The organism is Pseudomonas sp. P65(2024) (assembly GCF_057480955.1).
In genome coordinates, this window is sequence record NZ_JBLIYX010000010.1 from 87187 (window position 1) to 103879 (window position 16693).

At 65.3% G+C, this 16693-nt stretch carries 16 protein-coding genes; 11 read left to right on the forward strand and 5 right to left on the reverse strand.

Features of this window, described 5'->3' with window-relative positions:
- Positions 1-213: 213 nt before the first annotated feature.
- Complete coding sequence (locus tag AC25MA_RS15285; RefSeq protein ID WP_349738224.1) at positions 214-1074, reverse strand: glycine betaine ABC transporter substrate-binding protein; 861 nt, start codon at positions 1072-1074, stop codon at positions 214-216.
- Positions 1075-1290: 216 nt separating this feature from the next.
- On the opposite strand from AC25MA_RS15285, the gene AC25MA_RS15290 reads away from it, so the two are divergent.
- A complete protein-coding gene (locus AC25MA_RS15290) occupies positions 1291-2844 on the forward strand; it encodes a glycoside hydrolase family 17 protein (protein ID WP_069017453.1) in 1554 nt (517 codons plus the stop codon).
- Positions 2845-2903: 59 nt separating this feature from the next.
- Here the strand turns inward: AC25MA_RS15290 and AC25MA_RS15295 are convergent, their stop codons facing one another.
- Entirely contained in the window at positions 2904-3278 is a 375-nt protein-coding gene (locus tag AC25MA_RS15295) for a hypothetical protein (RefSeq protein ID WP_486972190.1), read from the reverse strand.
- Positions 3279-3494: 216 nt separating this feature from the next.
- On the opposite strand from AC25MA_RS15295, the gene AC25MA_RS15300 reads away from it, so the two are divergent.
- Positions 3495-4793: an alpha/beta fold hydrolase family protein gene (locus AC25MA_RS15300; RefSeq protein WP_028690861.1), complete on the forward strand. Its 1299-nt coding sequence runs from the start codon at positions 3495-3497 to the stop codon at positions 4791-4793.
- Entirely contained in the window at positions 4786-5601 is an 816-nt protein-coding gene (locus AC25MA_RS15305) for an MlaA family lipoprotein (RefSeq protein ID WP_028690862.1), read from the forward strand. The genes AC25MA_RS15300 and AC25MA_RS15305 overlap by 8 nt, the downstream gene beginning before the upstream one ends.
- Before the next feature lie 140 nt (positions 5602-5741).
- Here AC25MA_RS15305 and AC25MA_RS15310 read toward each other — a convergent pair whose 3' ends face one another.
- A complete protein-coding gene (locus AC25MA_RS15310) occupies positions 5742-6890 on the reverse strand; it encodes a patatin-like phospholipase family protein (protein ID WP_028690863.1) in 1149 nt (382 codons plus the stop codon).
- Positions 6891-6965: 75 nt separating this feature from the next.
- Positions 6966-7901 (reverse strand): lipid A biosynthesis lauroyl acyltransferase, encoded by a 936-nt coding sequence (locus AC25MA_RS15315; protein WP_062361464.1) that lies wholly within the window; start codon positions 7899-7901, stop codon positions 6966-6968.
- 100 nt (positions 7902-8001) lie between these two features.
- Here AC25MA_RS15315 and minC point away from each other — a divergent pair, with 100 nt between their 5' ends.
- From minC to AC25MA_RS15350, 7 genes are all read left to right on the forward strand, one after another.
- Positions 8002-8763 carry a septum site-determining protein MinC gene (gene minC, locus AC25MA_RS15320; protein WP_028690865.1) on the forward strand — a complete coding sequence of 254 codons (762 nt, stop codon included), beginning with the start codon at positions 8002-8004 and terminating at the stop codon, positions 8761-8763.
- A 96-nt stretch (positions 8764-8859) separates the two neighbouring features.
- Entirely contained in the window at positions 8860-9672 is an 813-nt protein-coding gene (gene minD / locus AC25MA_RS15325; RefSeq protein ID WP_028690866.1) for a septum site-determining protein MinD, read from the forward strand.
- 3 nt (positions 9673-9675) lie between these two features.
- Entirely contained in the window at positions 9676-9930 is a 255-nt protein-coding gene (gene minE, locus AC25MA_RS15330; RefSeq protein WP_011532731.1) for a cell division topological specificity factor MinE, read from the forward strand.
- Between the two features lie 112 nt (positions 9931-10042).
- Positions 10043-10678, forward strand: coding sequence for an RluA family pseudouridine synthase (locus AC25MA_RS15335; RefSeq protein ID WP_028690867.1), 636 nt, complete (start codon positions 10043-10045; stop codon positions 10676-10678).
- Positions 10679-10768: 90 nt separating this feature from the next.
- Complete coding sequence (locus AC25MA_RS15340; RefSeq protein WP_028690868.1) at positions 10769-12058, forward strand: M18 family aminopeptidase; 1290 nt, start codon at positions 10769-10771, stop codon at positions 12056-12058.
- Positions 12059-12198: 140 nt separating this feature from the next.
- Positions 12199-12369, forward strand: a complete 171-nt coding sequence (locus tag AC25MA_RS15345; protein WP_167388396.1) for a hypothetical protein — start codon at positions 12199-12201, stop codon at positions 12367-12369.
- Positions 12370-12413: 44 nt separating this feature from the next.
- Positions 12414-14570, forward strand: coding sequence for a mechanosensitive ion channel domain-containing protein (locus AC25MA_RS15350; protein WP_486972191.1), 2157 nt, complete (start codon positions 12414-12416; stop codon positions 14568-14570).
- 15 nt (positions 14571-14585) lie between these two features.
- Here AC25MA_RS15350 and AC25MA_RS15355 read toward each other — a convergent pair whose 3' ends face one another.
- Entirely contained in the window at positions 14586-15299 is a 714-nt protein-coding gene (locus tag AC25MA_RS15355; protein ID WP_069017451.1) for a UTRA domain-containing protein, read from the reverse strand.
- Between the two features lie 327 nt (positions 15300-15626).
- Here AC25MA_RS15355 and AC25MA_RS15360 point away from each other — a divergent pair, with 327 nt between their 5' ends.
- Positions 15627-16685 (forward strand): ABC transporter substrate-binding protein, encoded by a 1059-nt coding sequence (locus AC25MA_RS15360; RefSeq protein ID WP_486972192.1) that lies wholly within the window; start codon positions 15627-15629, stop codon positions 16683-16685.
- Positions 16686-16693 lie beyond the last annotated feature (8 nt).

Below are 16693 nucleotides of genomic sequence, written 5' to 3' on the forward strand. Positions count from 1 at the left end.
AGGGAGAACCCGACTCCAACTTTATGCTGCCGCTGGACGCCAACCAGACGACCTTAGTCTTAGATGCAACGGTGTTTTGCAAGATCGGTAACAAATCCTGGGGACGCTGCGCGCCCTTTTCGCCGGCAAGCCGGCTCCGACAGGTATCTGCGCCGACACTGCGGGAGCCGGCTTGCCGGCGAAAGGGCTGCACGGCAGCCCCATCTCAAGCCATCACTTGCCGGTCCACTCCTTGACCCGCTCCGGATGCTTGGCCAGCCAGTCCTTGGCCGCGGCCTCCGGCTTGGCGCCTTCCTGAATCGCCAACATCACTTCGCCGATCTCGTCCTTGGACTGCCACTGGAACCTCTCCAGGAACTCGGCCACTTCCGGCGCCTTGCTCGCCAGCTCCTTGCTGCCGATGCTGTTGACCGTCTCGGCGGCGCCGTACACGCCCTTGGGATCCTCGAGGAACTTGAGCTTCCACTTGGCGAACATCCAGTGCGGTACCCAGCCGGTCACGGCGATGGACTGCTGCTTGGCGTAGGAGCGGCCCAGCTCGGCGGTCATCGCCGCGCCGGAACTGGCCGTCAGTTTGTAGCCGGTCAGGTCGTAGTCCTTGATGGCCTGCTCGGTCTTGAGCATGACCCCGGAGCCGGCATCGATGCCGACGATCTTGTTCTTGAAGCTGGCATCGGTCTTGAGGTCGGCGATGCTGTTGGCCTTGACGTACTCGGGGACGATCAGGCCGATCTTGGCATCCTTGAAGTTCGGTCCGTAGTCGACGACGTTGTCCTTGTTCTTGGCCCAGTACTCGCCATGGGTCACCGGCAGCCAGGCCGAAAGCATGGCATCGAGCTTGCCGGTGGCCACGCCCTGCCACATGATCCCGGTGGCCACGGCCTGCAGCTTCACGTCATAGCCGAGTTTCTGCCTGATCACTTCGGCGGCCACGTTGGTCGTGGCCACGCTGTCCGACCAGCCATCCACGTAACCGATGCTCACTTCCTTGGCCATGGCCTGCGCAGTGCTCATGGTCAATACCAGGGCGGCGCCCACACTCAGGAAACGTCGTACTCTTGTAAAAGTCGCCATCAAAGCATCCCTCGTCAGGTCTTGGAGAGAGCATCATCGACCTGCCCCCGCGCACGACCTGCTCTGTCAGCGACCTCCAGCGAACGATCAGCGACAGCACTGTGCCATTAACGCCATGACACTCGATCGACCTGCGCGATCCTTGCATGCCAAAGGCTTGGCGCCGGTCATTTGCGGCTATCATCTAGCCCTTTGTGCTTGACGACGGACTGCCCGATGCCCAGTAACACCCGACTGCTCCTGCCTGCGTACCTGCTCGCCTGCCTGCTCGCCCTTGGCGGCCTGTGGGCGCTCTGGTACGGCCTCGGCAAGCCGGTGCACCTGCCTGATGCGGCGAGCCCGACGCACAAGCTGCAGTGCGCGTCCTACACCCCCTTCGACAAGGACCAGTCACCGTTCGACCAGCCGTTTCGCCTACGCCCGGCGCGCATGGACGCCGACCTGGCGTTGCTGAGCGAGCGATTCCAGTGCATCCGCACCTATTCGATGACCGGCCTTGAGGCAATCCCGGCGCTGGCCCGCAAGCATGGCCTGAAGGTGATGCTCGGCGCCTGGGTCAACGCCAACCCGGTGGACACCGACAAGGAAGTCGAACGGCTTATCGCCGCGGCCAATGCCAACCCCGACGTGGTCAGCGCGGTGATCGTCGGCAACGAGGCGCTGCTGCGCAAGGAAGTCACCGGCGAGCGCCTGGCCGGGCTGATCGAGAAAGTGAAAAGCCAGGTCAAGGTGCCGGTGACCTACGCCGACGTCTGGGAATTCTGGCTGCAACACCCGCAGATCGCACCGGCGGTGGACTTCCTCACCATCCACCTGTTGCCCTACTGGGAAGACGACCCGCGTGGCATCGATGCGGCGCTGGCCCATGTGGCCGAGGTGCGCCAGGTGTTCGGCAACCGCTTCGCGCCCAAGGACGTCCTGATCGGCGAGACCGGCTGGCCCAGCGAAGGACGCCAGCGCGAAACCGCCGAGCCGAGCCGGGTCAACGAGGCGCGTTTCATCCGCGGCTTCGTCGCCTTGGCCGAAGCCAACGGCTGGCGCTACAACCTGATCGAGGCATTCGACCAGCCCTGGAAACGTGCCAGCGAAGGCGCCGTGGGCGGCTACTGGGGGCTATACGATGCCGACCGCCAGGACAAGGGCGTGCTCGAAGGGCCGGTGAGCAACCTGGCGTTGTGGCCGCAGTGGTTGCTGGCCAGCGTGTTGCTGATGCTGGCGACCCTGACCCTGGCCGGGCGCCCGGCAAGCCGCCGTGCCGCCCTGCTGCTGCCGTTGCTGGCGGCCCTGGGTGCCGGCAGCCTGGGGCTGTGGGGGGAACTGATGCGCACCAATGCCCGCTTTGTCGGGGAGTGGCTGTGGGCGGGTGCCCTGGCTGGCTTGAACCTGTTGGTGCTGGCCCACGGCGCACTGGCCCTGGCTCGTCCAGACGGCTGGCGCCAGCGGCTGTTCACCTGGCTCGAGGCGCACGCGGGCACCTGGTTGCTGGCGGCGGGATTCGCCGCGGCAGTGAGCATGCTGGCGATGGTGTTCGACCCGCGTTATCGCAGCTTTCCCAGCGCGGCGTTGCTGTTGCCGGCGGTGGTCTATCTGCTGCGACCGGTGCCGGCGCGGCGGGCGGAGGTGGCGTTGCTGGCCTTTATCGTGGGCGCTGGAGTGGCACCGCAGTTGTTCCAGGAAGGGTTGGCGAATCGACAGGCATGGGGCTGGGCGGTGGTCAGCGTGTTGATGGCTGGCGCGTTATGGCGAAGCCTCAAACTGCGCTTGGCGTGAACCGATTGCGAGGACTTCGTCCTCGATTCGCCGGCATGCCGGCTCCCACAGGCCAGGCGTCATGCCCTGTGAGAGCCGGCTTGCCGGACCAGCCGCAATCCCGCCAATACCACGGCAAACACCGCGATGCTCGCGGTATAGAGCACCAGTGCCGGAATCCCGAACAGCAGCGCCAGCGCCGCCAGCCACCACCCGCCTCGGCCAGGCGTCAGTTGGCTGAGCAACGCCAACCCCAATGCCCCCCAGGCAATGGCTTGGAAATGTATCCCCAAGCCCAGCAGCGAACGCGCCTGGCATTGCCAGACCTCTCCCGACACGCTGCACAGCCCGACCCACCGGGCATCCTCCATCAGCCCATAACGCACGCCATAACTGGCGGCCAGCCACAAGGGCAGGAACAGCAACAGGGCAACGACTGGCCACCAACGCGCCATGCGGATCTCCAATAGCGGTAATCTAAGCATTGCATGATCGCCCACGGGCCGCGACAAGGCAAAATCATGGCCCTGCAGCTATGTTGCACAAGACAAATGTTGTCCGGCGCGGCAACATCTTGTGCGACGAACGACAGGGCAACGGGCAACTTTGTCCAACACGCCGTGGTCCTAGCCTGCGTATTGCACGACCTTGCGTTTTCCTTGGGGGACTACATGCTTCGATCTTTGCGCCTCGCCGCCCTGCTCGGCGGCCTGCTCCTGGCTGCGGCCGCATCGGCGCGGGATATCGACGCGGCGAGCTACGGCTATCCGTTGACCAACCCGTTCGAGGCGACCATCGCCACCACGCCGCCTGAACAGCGCCCGACGCTGCCCAGCGACGACGATATCGACCAGGCCGACTACAGCCTTACCCTGCGCCCGGAGCGCGAGTTCACCCTGCCCGACAACTTCTGGTCGGTGAAGAAACTGCGCTACCGCCTGGCCAAGCAGGACCACGAGGCGCCGTTGATCTTCTTGATCGCCGGTACCGGCGCGCCCTACTCCAGCAGCATCAACGAGTACCTGAAGAAACTGTTCTACCAGGCCGGCTACCACGTGGTGCAGCTGTCATCGCCGACCAGCTGGGACTTCATGAGCGCCGCTTCGCGCTTCGCCACTCCCGGGGTGACCAGCGAGGACGCCAAGGACCTGTACCGGGTCATGCAGGCGGTGCGCGCCCAGCAGGCACGCCTGCCGGTCAGCGAGTACTACCTCACCGGCTACAGCCTCGGGGCGCTGGACGCGGCGTTCGTCAGCAAGCTCGACGAAACCCGCCAGAGCTTCAACTTCAAGCGCGTGCTGCTGCTCAACCCGCCGGTCAACCTGTACACCTCGATCACCAACCTGGACAAGCTGGTGCAGACCCGGGTCAAGGGCATCGACCGCAGCACCACCTTCTATGAGTTGATGCTGGAGAAACTGACCCGCTACTTCCAGGACAAGGGCTACATCGACCTCAACGAAGCGCTGCTGTATGACTTCCAGAAGTCGCGCCAACACCTGTCCAATGAACAGATGGCCATGCTCATCGGCACTTCGTTCCGCTTCTCGGCCGCCGACATTGCCTTCACCTCCGACCTGATCAACCGCCGTGGCCTGATCATTCCGCCTAAGTTCCCGATTACCGAGGGCAGCAGCCTGGAGCCGTTCTTCAAACGGGCGCTGCAATGCGACTTCGACTGCTATCTGACCGAGCAGGTGATCCCCATGTGGCGGGCGCGCACCGACGGCAACAGCCTGCTGCAACTGGTCGACCAGGTGAGCCTGTACGCGCTGGAGGACTACCTGCGCGCCAGCCCCAAGATCGCCGTGATGCATAACGCCGACGACGTAATCCTCGGCCCCGGCGACATCGGTTTCCTGCGCCGGGTGTTCGGCGAACGGCTGACGCTCTACCCCCATGGCGGCCATTGCGGCAACCTCAACTACCGCGTCAACAGCGACGCCATGCTGGAGTTCTTCCGTGGTTAACAGACTGCTGCTCGTCACCGCCCTGCTCGCCAGCGGCTGCGCCCTGGCCGAGGAAGTCGCGCCGCGTGCCAGCGTGGTCGAGGCCGACAAGACCGAAACCCTGACCGTGGAGGCCGACGGCTTCGTCGATCCGCTGCGCGAACTCAAGTTCAACCCCGGCCTGGACCAGCGCGAGTTCGAACGCTCGACCCTGGCCGCGCTGAACATCTACGACCCGCTGGAGTCGCTGAACCGGCGCATCTACCACTTCAACTACCGCTTCGACCAGTGGGTGTTCCTGCCGGTGGTCGATGGCTACCGCTACGTCACCCCCAGCTTCGTGCGCACCGGGGTGAGCAACTTCTTCAACAACCTGGGCGACGTGCCCAACCTGTTCAACAGCGTGCTGCAGCTCAAGCCCAAGCGTTCAGCAGAAATCACCGCGCGGCTGATGTTCAACACCATCATCGGTGTCGGCGGCCTGTGGGACCCGGCGACCAAGATGGGGCTGCCCCGGCAGAGCGAGGACTTCGGCCAAACCCTGGGCTTCTACGGGGTACCGGACGGGCCATACCTGATGCTGCCGATCCTCGGGCCATCGAACCTGCGCGATACCACCGGACTGGTGGTCGACTACGTGGGGGAGAAGGAGATCAACTACCTGAACGTGCCCGACACCGCCAGCGACCACCCGGAGCTCACCGTGCTGCGGGCGGTGGACAAGCGCTACAGCACCAACTTCCGCTACGGGCAGACCAACTCGCCGTTCGAATACGAGAAGCTACGGTATGTGTATACCCAGGCGCGCAAGTTGCAGATCGCCGAATAAGCGCTGTGGGAGCGGCCTTGCCGAGGCGTCGGACCGGTCGGAAAGGGCCGCAAAGCGGCCCCGGCAATCTTGAACCGGGCACACATCCTGGGGCTGCATCGCAGCCCTATCGCGACGCAAGGCCGCTCCCACAGGAGTGTTCAGCCAGGCAGTCCGAGGAACTGACACAGCTCCCGTTTCTTGGCCAACGCATCCTTGCGCCCCAACTCGATCAGCTCGCTGCAATAGCTCGCCTCGAACAGCAGGTAGCTCAGCACCCCCGCCCCGCTGGTCTTGGTAGCGCCAGGCCCACGCAGGAAAAGCCTCAGCGCCGCTGGCAACTCGCGCCGATGACGGGCGGCGATCTCGTCCAGCGGCTGGCTGGGCGCCACCACCAGCACCTCGATCGGCGCCAGCCCCAGGCGCCGGGCGTCCAGGTGCGCCGGCATCAGGTGGCTGAGATGGTTGAGCCGCTGCAGCAACTCGATATCGTCCTCGAGACTGTCGATGAACGTGCTGTTGAGCATATGCCCGCCGATCTGCGCCAGGCTCGGCTGCTGGCCGCTGAACACGCGCTGGGTGGGCAAGGGCGGCGCCGGGCGCTGGGGGTTGCCACTGACGCCGACCACCAGCACGCGGCTGGCGCCCAGGTGCAGCGCCGGGCTGATCGGCGCCGACTGGCGCACCGCGCCATCTCCGAAGAACTCATCGCCCAGGCGCACCGGCGCGAACAACAGCGGGATCGCCGAGCTGGCCAGCAGGTGGTCGATGGTCAACGGCGTGGGCATGCCGATGCGCCGGTGGCGCAGCCAGGGCTCGATGGTGTCGCGCCCCTGGTAGAAGGTCACCGCCTGGCCGGACTCGTAGCCAAAGGCGGTCACGGCAATGGCGCGCAACTGATTGGCCGCCAGGGAGTGGGCGATGCCGTCCAGGTCCAGGTGCTCATGCAGCAGGCGGCGCAGCGGGCGACTGTCGAGCAGCGCCACCGGCACCTGGCCGCCGAGCCCCAGCAGGCTGTGGCCGACGAAGCGGCTGGCCTGGCGGATCACCCCGGGCCAGTCGCTGCGCAGCACCAGGTGGCTGCGAAAGTTCTGCCAGAAGGCGGTCAGGTGCTGCACCGATTCGGCGAAGCGGGTAGCCCCGCTGGCCAGCTTGACGGCATTGATCGCGCCAGCGGAGGTACCGACGATCACCGGGAAGGGATTGGCCGCCCCAGGGGGCAGCAGCTCGGCGATGCCGGCCAGCACGCCGACCTGGTAGGCCGCGCGGGCACCGCCGCCGGAGAGGATCAGGCCGGTGGTTGAGGTCATTGCTCCTCCCTGGAATCAGTGCTTGCCAGTGACCGCCCTATCGCGGGGCCAGCCCGCTACCACGCGGCCCCAGTGTCATTTTTTCTTCTTGTCGTACAGCCGTGGCTCGCCCTCGGGCCGCGACTTGAAGCGCCGGTGCGCCCAAAGGTACTGCTCCGGGCACTCGCGCAGCACGCCCTCTACCCACTGGTTGATGCGCAGGCAGTCGGCCTCCTCGGTTTCGCCGGGGAAGTCAGCGAGCGGCGGATGCACCACCAGACGATAGCCGCTGCCGTCCTCCAGGCGCCGCTGGGTGAACGGAATCACCCGGGCCTTGCCCAGCCGGGCGAACTTGGTGGTGGCGGTGACGGTGGCCGCGGGAATGCCGAACAGCGGCACGAAGATACTCTGCTTGATGCCATAGTCCTGGTCCGGCGCGTACCAGATCGCCCGGCCCTTGCGCAGCAGCTTGAGCATGCCGCGCACGTCGTCGCGCTCCACGGCCAGTGAATCGAGGTTGTGGCGCTCGCGACCGCGGCGCTGGATGAAGTCGAACACCGGGTTGCCGTGCTCGCGGTACATGCCGTCGATGGTGTGGGCCTGCCCCAGCAGCGCGGCGCCGATCTCCAGGGTGGTAAAGTGCACGGCCATGAGGATGGCGCCCTCGCCTTCGCGCTGGGCGGCCTGCAGGTGCTCGATGCCCTCGATGTGGGCCAGGCGCGCCAGCCGGGCCTTTGGCCACCACCAGCTCATGGCCATCTCGAAGAAGGCGATGCCGGTGGAGGCGAAGTTTTCCTTGAGCAGATATTGCCGTTCGTCGCCGGACAGTTCGGGGAAACACAGCTCGAGGTTGCGCGCGGCAATGCGCCGGCGCTCGCCGGCTACCCGGTACATCACCGCGCCCAGGGCGCGGCCCAGGCCCAGCAGGGCACGGTACGGCAGTTGGGCGACCAGCCACAGCAGGCCCAGGCCCAGCCACAGCCCCCAGAATCGCGGGTGGAGGAAAGAGGATCGAAAACGCGGGCGTTCCATTGAAGCTTCCGGCAAGACATGAGCCCGGCATTCTACATCGGTTGCGGGCAATCGGTCTTATCGCTATAAGTCAGGGCACTTTTTTCGCAACAAGCCGTCTATGCAGACCATGAGCCCCAACCAGACACCCGACAACGCCCCCGTGTTCCAGCTCAAGGGCAGCATGCTTGCCATCACCGTGCTGGAACTGGCGCGCAACGACCTCGAATCCCTCGACCGCCAGCTGGCGGCGAAGGTGGCGCAGGCGCCGAATTTCTTCAGCAACACCCCGCTGGTGCTGGCCCTGGACAAGCTGCCCCATGACTCGGGCGCCATCGACCTGCCCGGGCTGATGCGCGTGTGCCGTCACCATGGCCTGCGCACCCTGGCGATCCGCGCCAGCCGCATCGAGGACATCGCCGCGGCGATCGCCATCGACCTGCCGGTGCTGCCGCCGTCGGGTGCCCGTGAACGCCCGCTCGAGCCCGAACCGGAAGCGAAGAAGCCCGAACCCGCGCCAGCTCCGCCACCGGCGCCGGCCGAACCCGAGGTGCGCCCGACCCGCATCATCACCTCGCCGGTGCGCGGCGGCCAGCAGATCTACGCCCAGGGCGGCGACCTGGTGGTGACAGGCTCGGTCAGCCCCGGCGCGGAACTTCTCGCCGATGGCAACATCCATGTGTACGGCGCCATGCGCGGCCGCGCCCTGGCCGGTATCAAGGGCAACACCAAGGCGCGCATCTTCTGCCAGCAGATGACCGCGGAAATGGTCTCCATCGCCGGCCAGTACAAAGTGTGCGAAGACCTGCGCCGCGACCCGCTGTGGGGCTCGGGCGTGCAGGTCAGCCTGTCCGGCGACGTGTTGAACATCACCCGTCTTTAACGGATACTTGCCGGCATTTTTAGCGCAACTTTTTTCCCGTTGCCGTTTTTTGTATTTGCAGGGACACGCGTCCCGTTTATTTAGGGGTGAAACACCTTGGCCAAGATTCTCGTCGTCACTTCCGGCAAGGGGGGTGTGGGCAAGACCACCACCAGCGCCGCCATCGGTACCGGCCTCGCACTGCGCGGCTACAAGACTGTCATCGTCGACTTCGACGTCGGCCTGCGTAACCTCGACCTGATCATGGGCTGCGAGCGCCGCGTGGTGTACGACTTCGTCAACGTGGTCAACGGCGAGGCCAACCTGCAGCAGGCCCTGATCAAGGACAAGCGCCTGGAGAACCTGTTCGTGCTGGCCGCCAGCCAGACCCGCGACAAGGACGCCCTGACCCAGGAAGGCGTGGAAAAGGTCCTGATGGAGCTGAAGGAAACCTTCGACTACGTCATCTGCGACTCGCCGGCCGGTATCGAGAAAGGCGCGCACCTGGCAATGTACTTCGCCGACGAAGCCATCGTCGTGACCAACCCCGAGGTGTCCTCGGTACGCGACTCCGACCGCATGCTGGGCATCCTGTCGAGCAAGTCGCGCCGCTCCGAGAACGGCGAGGAGCCGATCAAGGAACACCTGCTGATCACCCGTTACCACCCCGAGCGCGTCGAGAAGGGCGAAATGCTCAGCATCGCCGACGTCGAAGAGATCCTGGCGATCAAGCTCAAGGGTGTGATTCCCGAGTCGCAAGCCGTTCTCAAGGCCTCCAACCAGGGCATCCCGGTCATCCTTGACGACCAGAGCGATGCCGGCCAGGCGTACAGTGACACCGTCGACCGTCTGCTGGGCAAAGAGAAGCCCCTGCGGTTCATCGACGTGCAGAAGCAAGGATTCTTCGCGCGTCTGTTTGGAGGCAAGTAAACCATGAACCTTTTTGACTTCTTTCGTGGCAGACAGAAACAGACCAGCGCGTCGGTAGCGAAAGAGCGTCTACAGATCATCGTGGCGCACGAGCGCGGCCAGCGCAGCACCCCGGACTACCTGCCCGCCCTGCAGAAGGAGCTGGTCGAGGTGATCCGCAAGTACGTCAACATCGGCAACGACGATGTGCAGGTGGCGCTGGAGAACCAGGGCAGCTGCTCGATCCTGGAGCTGAACATCACCCTGCCCGAGCGCTGATCTTTCAGTAGCTCAGGGTTACCTTGTGGGAGCGGGCTTGCCCCGCGATTGCCTCCAATGGCCGTCGCGGTGCAAGCCCGCTCCCACAATGCTTTGCAGAGAACACCTGAACATGCCGCTGTCGAACATCCAGATCCTTCACGAAGACGCCGCCATCCTGGTGATCAACAAGCCGACCCTGCTGTTGTCGGTGCCGGGTCGCGCCGAGGACAACAAGGACTGCCTGATCACCCGCCTGCAGGAAAACGGCTACCCGGATGCCCTGATCGTCCACCGCCTGGACTGGGAAACCTCGGGGATCATCCTGCTCGCCCGCGACGCCGACAGCCACCGCGAGCTGTCGCGCCAGTTCCACGACCGCGAGACCGAAAAGGCCTATACCGCGCTGTGCTGGGGCCAACCGACCCTGGACAGCGGCAGCATCGACCTGCCGCTGCGCTATGACCCGCCGACCAAGCCGCGCCATGTGGTCGACCATGAACAGGGCAAGCACGCCCTGACCTTCTGGCGCATCGTAGAACGCTGCGCCGATCATTGCCGGGTCGAGCTGACACCGATCACCGGGCGCTCGCACCAGTTGCGCGTGCACATGCTGTCGATCGGCCACCCGCTGCTGGGCGACCGGTTGTACGCCAACCCCGAGGCGCTGGCGGCCCATGAGCGGCTGTGCCTGCATGCGTCGATGCTGAGCTTCACCCACCCGGTATCTGGCGAACGCCTGAAGTTCGAGTGTCCGGCGCCGTTCTGATTACTCGAGCCGTATAGTGCCAGCAACAGGGCCGGCACAAATTTTCGAGCAGTTACGCTAAACTCGCGCCACTGCTGTCTGGAGTGACTTATGCGCGATGCCCTGAATGCCGGCCTGATCGAATTCCTCAAGGCCTCCCCGACGCCCTTCCATGCCACCGCCAGCCTCGCGCAGCGCCTCGAGGCCGCCGGCTACCAGCGTCTGGACGAACGCGACAGCTGGGCCACCGTGCCCGGTGGTCGCTACTACGTGACCCGCAACGATTCCTCGATCATCGCCATCAAGCTCGGCAAGCTCTCGCCGCTGCTGGGCGGCATCCGCATGGTCGGCGCCCACACCGACAGCCCGTGCCTGCGGGTCAAGCCGCAGCCCGAGCTGCAACGCCAGGGCTTCCTGCAACTGGGCGTGGAAGTGTACGGCGGCGCCCTGCTTGCCCCTTGGTTCGACCGCGACCTGTCGCTGGCCGGCCGGGTCACCTTCCGCCGTGATGGCAAGGTGGAGAGCCAGCTGATCGACTTCAAGCTGCCGATCGCCGTAATCCCCAACCTGGCGATCCACCTCAACCGCACCGCCAACGAAGGCTGGCAGATCAACCCGCAGACCGAGCTGCCGCCGATCCTGGCCCAGGTGGCCGGCGACGAGCGCGTCGACTTTCGCGCCCTGCTCACCGAGCAGTTGGCCCGCGAGCACGACCTCAACGCCGATGTGGTGCTCGACTACGAGCTGAGCTTCTACGACACCCAGGACGCCGCGTTGATTGGCCTGAACGGCGACTTCATCGCCGCCGCCCGCCTGGACAACCTGCTGTCGTGCTATGCCGGCCTGCAGGCCTTGCTGGGTGCCGATAGCGACGAGACCTGCGTGCTGGTGTGCAACGACCACGAGGAAGTCGGCTCCTGCTCGGCCTGCGGCGCCGACGGCCCCATGCTCGAGCAGACCCTGCAACGCCTGCTGCCCGAAGGCGACGACTACGTGCGCACCATCCAGCGCTCGCTGATGGTCTCGGCCGACAACGCCCACGGCGTGCACCCCAACTACGCCGACAAGCACGACGGCAACCACGGGCCCAAGCTCAACGCCGGCCCGGTGATCAAGGTCAACAACAACCAGCGCTACGCCACCAACAGCGAAACCGCTGGGTTCTTCCGCCACCTGTGCATGGCCGAGGAAGTGCCGGTGCAGAGCTTCGTGGTGCGCAGTGACATGGGCTGCGGCTCGACCATCGGCCCGATCACCGCCAGCCACCTGGGCGTGCGCACGGTCGACATCGGCCTGCCGACCTTCGCCATGCACTCGATTCGCGAACTGTGCGGCAGCCATGACCTGGCGCACCTGGTGAAGGTGCTCAGCGCCTTCTACCGCAGCCGCGAACTGCCCTGACGGCCAACCCGCTCCCACGCGGACCTGTGGGAGCGGCGGTGTGCCGATGCGACTTGCCCACCGCCTGCCCCCGGTCAATCCGCCTCGCTTGCAAAGCGCTATGCTTGATACATGGCCCCCAAAACAGAAGGATGCTGTTCATGTCATCGCCGTTCCTGTCCCTGTTCGTGCCGGTGTTCCTGTTCCTGATGCTGCTGACCATCGGCTTCAGCCTGCGCGAGCGCAATGTCGGCGTGTTGATGATGTGGATCGGCACCCTCGGCATTTTCGGCCTTACCTGCTGGAAGATCCTCGAGAAACTGCCGTCGTAAACCACTACACTCGGGCAAACGTTTGACCTGAGGTAGAGGTTCCGGTGCCAGCCCTCCTGCGTTGCATCACGCTGCTATTCCTGCTGTTCATCACCCCGGTGCACGCCGCCGGCCTGCCGGGCCTGCTCGGTTCCAGCACACCCGCCCAGCCCGAAGCCAGCGAACCGCTGGGCAAGTCGCTGGACGAGGTGATCAAGAGCCTGGAGAACGACCAGCAACGGGCCAAGCTGCTGGCCGATCTGAAGAAGCTGCGCGACGCCAGCAAACAAGCGCAACCCACGGTGGAACAGGGCGTGCTCGGCCTGATCGGTGGCGCCCTGCACGATTTCGAGCAGCAGTTCAGCGGCGATGCCAGTCCGTTCAAGCGCTGGTCGCTGGAAATCGACCAGGCGCAGGATGAGTTTGCCGCGCTGGTGGTGCCGGTGCACCAGTGGCCGGCGATCCTGTTCGGCTTTGCCGGGGTGATCCTGGTCTGGAGCCTGCTGGCCTACACCTTCAACTGGATCGGCCACCGCGTGCGCCTGCGCTTCGGCCTGACCGAGGAACTGCCCCAGCACCCGCGTACCTGGGACCTGGTGCGCTTCGCCCTGCGCAAGCTGGGACCGTGGCTGGTGGCGCTGGTGTTCACCGTGTACCTGAGCTTCGCCCTGCCCTCCTCGCTGGGCAAGTCGATGGCCATGGTGCTGGCCTACGCACTGGTGGTCGGCACACTGTTCTCGGCGATCTGCGTGATCGCTTTCTCGCTGCTCGACGGCCCGCATCGCCACCGCGCCCTGCATATCCTGCGGCACCAGGCGTTCCGCCCGCTGTGGCTGATCGGCAGCTTCGCCGCGTTCGGCGAGGCGATGAGCGACCCACGCCTGACCACTGCCCTGGGCAGCCACCTGGCCCACGCCCTGGCCACCCTGGCCAATGTCGTCGCGGCGCTGTGCACCGGGCTGTTCATCCTGCGCTTTCGCCGCCCGATCGCCCACCTGATCCGCAACCAGCCCCTGTCCCGACGCCTGACCCGGCGCACCCTGAGCGACACCATCGAGCTGCTCGGCAGTTTCTGGTACCTCCCGGCGCTGATCCTGGTGGCGATCTCGCTGTTCGCCACCTTCGTTTCTGCCGGCGACACCAGCACTGCCCTGCGCCAGTCGCTGATGTGCACGGTGCTGGTAGTGGTGTGCATGGTGCTCAACGGTCTGGTGCGGCGCCACGCCGCCAAACCCCGGCGCGCCAACAAGCGCCAGGCGGTCTACACCGAACGCCTGCGCAACTTCGGCTACGTGCTGGTGCACCTGTTCATCTGGCTGGTGTTCATCGAGCTGGGCCTGCGCGTCTGGGGCCGCTCGATGATCAGCTTCGCCGAGGGCGACGGCCATGAAGTGAGCCTGCGCCTGCTGGGCCTGGCCGGCACGCTGATCGTCGCCTGGCTGGTGTGGATCCTCGCCGACACCGCCGTGCACCATGCCCTGGTGCGCTCGCGCCGTGGCCTGGCCAACGCCCGGGCACAGACCATGATGCCCTTGATCCGCAACGTGATGTTCGTGGTGATCTTCATCATCGCGGTGATCGTCGCCCTGGCCAACATGGGCATGAACGTCACCCCGCTGCTGGCCGGTGCCGGCGTCATCGGCCTGGCCATCGGTTTCGGCGCCCAGTCGCTGGTGGCCGACCTGATCACCGGGCTGTTCATCATCATCGAGGACTCGCTGGCCATCGACGACTACGTCGACGTCGGCGGCCACCTGGGCACGGTCGAAGGCCTGACCATCCGTACCGTGCGCCTGCGGGACATCGACGGCATCGTGCACACCATCCCGTTCAGCGAGATCAAGAGCATCAAGAACTACTCGCGGGAGTTCGGCTACGCGATCTTCCGCGTGGCCATCCCGCACAGCATGAACATCGACCAGGCCATCACGCTGGTCCGCGAAGTGGGCCAGAAGCTGCGCAACGACCCGCTGATGCGCCGCAACATCTGGTCGCCGCTGGAGTTGCAGGGGGTGGAGAGCTTCGAGTCGGGCTCGGCGATCCTGCGGGCGCGGTTCAAGACCGCGCCGATCAAGCAGTGGGAGGTGTCGCGGGCGTTCAACCTGGCCTTGAAGCGGCAGCTCGATGAAGCCGGTCTGGACCTGGCGACGCCACGGCTGTCAGTGCAGGTGGTGACGGCTGGCGGTGGCGGCATGGCTGAGACCGGAGGCGCTAGCAGTTAGGGCCGCTTCGCGCCCCTAGCCCGCCTCGGCGCGGATGCGGATCGCATCGTGCCGCCAGTATTCCAGGTCACAGTCGATCAGATGCCCATGCTGGTCGCTGTTGACCCGGGTGATGTGCAAGCCCGGGCTGCCCGTCGAGACCTTCAGCGCCCCTGCCGCCGCCACTGGCAACGCGGTCGGCAGGATCTCGAAGCACACCTGCCCATAGTGAATGGCGTACTCCCGCGCATAGATCTCGGTCAGCGACCGGGCCAGGTCCAGCTCGAGGATCCCCGGGAAGTAGCGCGGGTTGAGATAGTGCTCGGCGTACAGCACCGCCCGCCCATCGATGCGCCGCAAACGGCAGATCCGCACCACGCTGGACAACGCCGGCAGGCGCAGGCGCGCGCAGATCGCCGCCGAGGCCGGTTGCAGGCGTGCCGACAGCAACTCGGTGCTCGGCACTCGCCCCTGGTCGCGCACCATCGCATGGAAGTGGCTGCGCTCGATCAGGTCGTAGGTCAGACGCTCGGGCGCGACGAACCAGCCACGGCGCTCCTCGCGGTAGATCAGCCCTTGGGCCTCCAGCTGCACCAGTGCCTCGCGCAGGGTGATGCGCGTGGTGTCGAACACTTCGCTGAGCCGACGCTCGGCCGGCAGCTTGCCGCCGGGGGCCAGCAGGCCGTGTTCGATCTGCTCCTGCAGGGCATGGCAGATGGCTGTTACCGCGCGCGGTGGCGTCGCTTGCATCAAAGGTTACCTATCTGGACTAGTCCAGCCCCATAAAGGGGCATGTGGCGATGGCTACAAGCCTAGGCAAGGCTGATGAACATCCTGTGACAAAGCCTCGCCCAGGGACTTGCCAGATCCGGGCCAGGCCACGCGATTCAAGGCTTTCGATGTGGTCTACGCTGTATCCCGAGAGCCATCGGCCTGCCACCCACTCCTTCTTCTTACATCAAACTGTCACGCAACAGGCCTACCTTGGCTCAAGGTTTGCTGACCTAGACCAGGGGTTCGCAAGCACCGCTTCTGTTCATAACAACGAATGCAAGGCACCCACCAAAGGAGCTTCGGATGAAAAAGTTGTTCATGGCGTCACTGCTCGGTTCGGCCATCGCTTTTTGCACCTCGGCCATGGCCCAGGACCTCAAGGCCCTTGAAGACGCCGCCCGCAAGGAAGGCACCGTCAACAGCGTGGGCATGCCCGATGCCTGGGCCAACTGGAAAGGCACCTGGGACGACCTGGCGAAAAAATACGGCCTCAAGCACAGCGACACCGACATGAGCTCAGCCCAGGAGATCGCCAAGTTCGACGCCGAGAAGGACAACGCCAGCGCCGACATCGGCGACGTCGGCGCCGCCTTCGGTCCGATCGCGGTCGCCAAGGGCGTCACCCAGCCCTACAAGCCGAGCACCTGGGACCAGGTGCCGGCGTGGGCCAAGGATCAGGACGGCCACTGGGCGCTGGCCTACACCGGCACCATCGCCTTCATCATCAACAAGGACCTGGTCAAGGAAGGCGAACGCCCGACCACCTGGCACAACCTGGAAAAGGGCAAGTACAAGGTCGCCATCGGTGACGTCGGCACCGCCGCCCAGGCCGCCAACGGCGTGCTCGCCGCCGCCATCGCCTACAAGGGCGACGAGAGCAACATCGAGCCGGGCCTGCAGCTGTTCACCAAGCTGGCCCAGCAGAAGCGCCTGTCGCTGGCCAACCCGACCATCCAGACCCTCGAGAAGGGCGAGGTGGAAGTCGGCGTGGTATGGGACTTCAACGGCCTGAGCTACCGCGACCAGATCGACCCGAAACGCTTCGAGGTGCTGATCCCATCGGACGGCTCGATCACCTCCGGCTACACCACCATCATCAACAAATACGCCAAGCACCCGAACGCGGCCAAGCTTGCCCGTGAGTACATCTTCAGCGATGCCGGGCAGACCAACCTGGCCATCGGTCACGCCCGGCCAATCCGCGCCGAGCACCTGAAGCTGCCAGCGGACGTGCAGGCCAAGCTGCTGCCCAACGAGCAGTACAAGGCCGCCCAGCCGATCAAGAACGCCGAAGCCTGGGAAGCGACCTCCAAGGCCCTGCCGCAGAAGTGGCAGGAGCAGGTGATCATCGAGATGGAGTAAGGCTGGGC

What these genes read in the sequence shown, in the direction of transcription:
- AC25MA_RS15285 (WP_349738224.1), bottom strand. Translation starts at nt 1,074, where the DNA reads ATGGCGACTTTTACAAGAGTACGACGTTTCCTGAGTGTGGGCGCCGCC.
- AC25MA_RS15290 (WP_069017453.1), top strand. Translation starts at nt 1,291, where the DNA reads ATGCCCAGTAACACCCGACTGCTCCTGCCTGCGTACCTGCTCGCCTGC.
- AC25MA_RS15295 (WP_486972190.1), bottom strand. Translation starts at nt 3,278, where the DNA reads ATGGCGCGTTGGTGGCCAGTCGTTGCCCTGTTGCTGTTCCTGCCCTTG.
- AC25MA_RS15300 (WP_028690861.1), top strand. Translation starts at nt 3,495, where the DNA reads ATGCTTCGATCTTTGCGCCTCGCCGCCCTGCTCGGCGGCCTGCTCCTG.
- AC25MA_RS15310 (WP_028690863.1), bottom strand. Translation starts at nt 6,890, where the DNA reads ATGACCTCAACCACCGGCCTGATCCTCTCCGGCGGCGGTGCCCGCGCG.
- AC25MA_RS15315 (WP_062361464.1), bottom strand. Translation starts at nt 7,901, where the DNA reads ATGGAACGCCCGCGTTTTCGATCCTCTTTCCTCCACCCGCGATTCTGG.
- minC (WP_028690865.1), top strand. Translation starts at nt 8,002, where the DNA reads ATGCAGACCATGAGCCCCAACCAGACACCCGACAACGCCCCCGTGTTC.
- minE (WP_011532731.1), top strand. Translation starts at nt 9,676, where the DNA reads ATGAACCTTTTTGACTTCTTTCGTGGCAGACAGAAACAGACCAGCGCG.
- AC25MA_RS15335 (WP_028690867.1), top strand. Translation starts at nt 10,043, where the DNA reads ATGCCGCTGTCGAACATCCAGATCCTTCACGAAGACGCCGCCATCCTG.
- AC25MA_RS15340 (WP_028690868.1), top strand. Translation starts at nt 10,769, where the DNA reads ATGCGCGATGCCCTGAATGCCGGCCTGATCGAATTCCTCAAGGCCTCC.
- AC25MA_RS15345 (WP_167388396.1), top strand. Translation starts at nt 12,199, where the DNA reads ATGTCATCGCCGTTCCTGTCCCTGTTCGTGCCGGTGTTCCTGTTCCTG.
- AC25MA_RS15355 (WP_069017451.1), bottom strand. Translation starts at nt 15,299, where the DNA reads ATGCAAGCGACGCCACCGCGCGCGGTAACAGCCATCTGCCATGCCCTG.
- AC25MA_RS15360 (WP_486972192.1), top strand. Translation starts at nt 15,627, where the DNA reads ATGAAAAAGTTGTTCATGGCGTCACTGCTCGGTTCGGCCATCGCTTTT.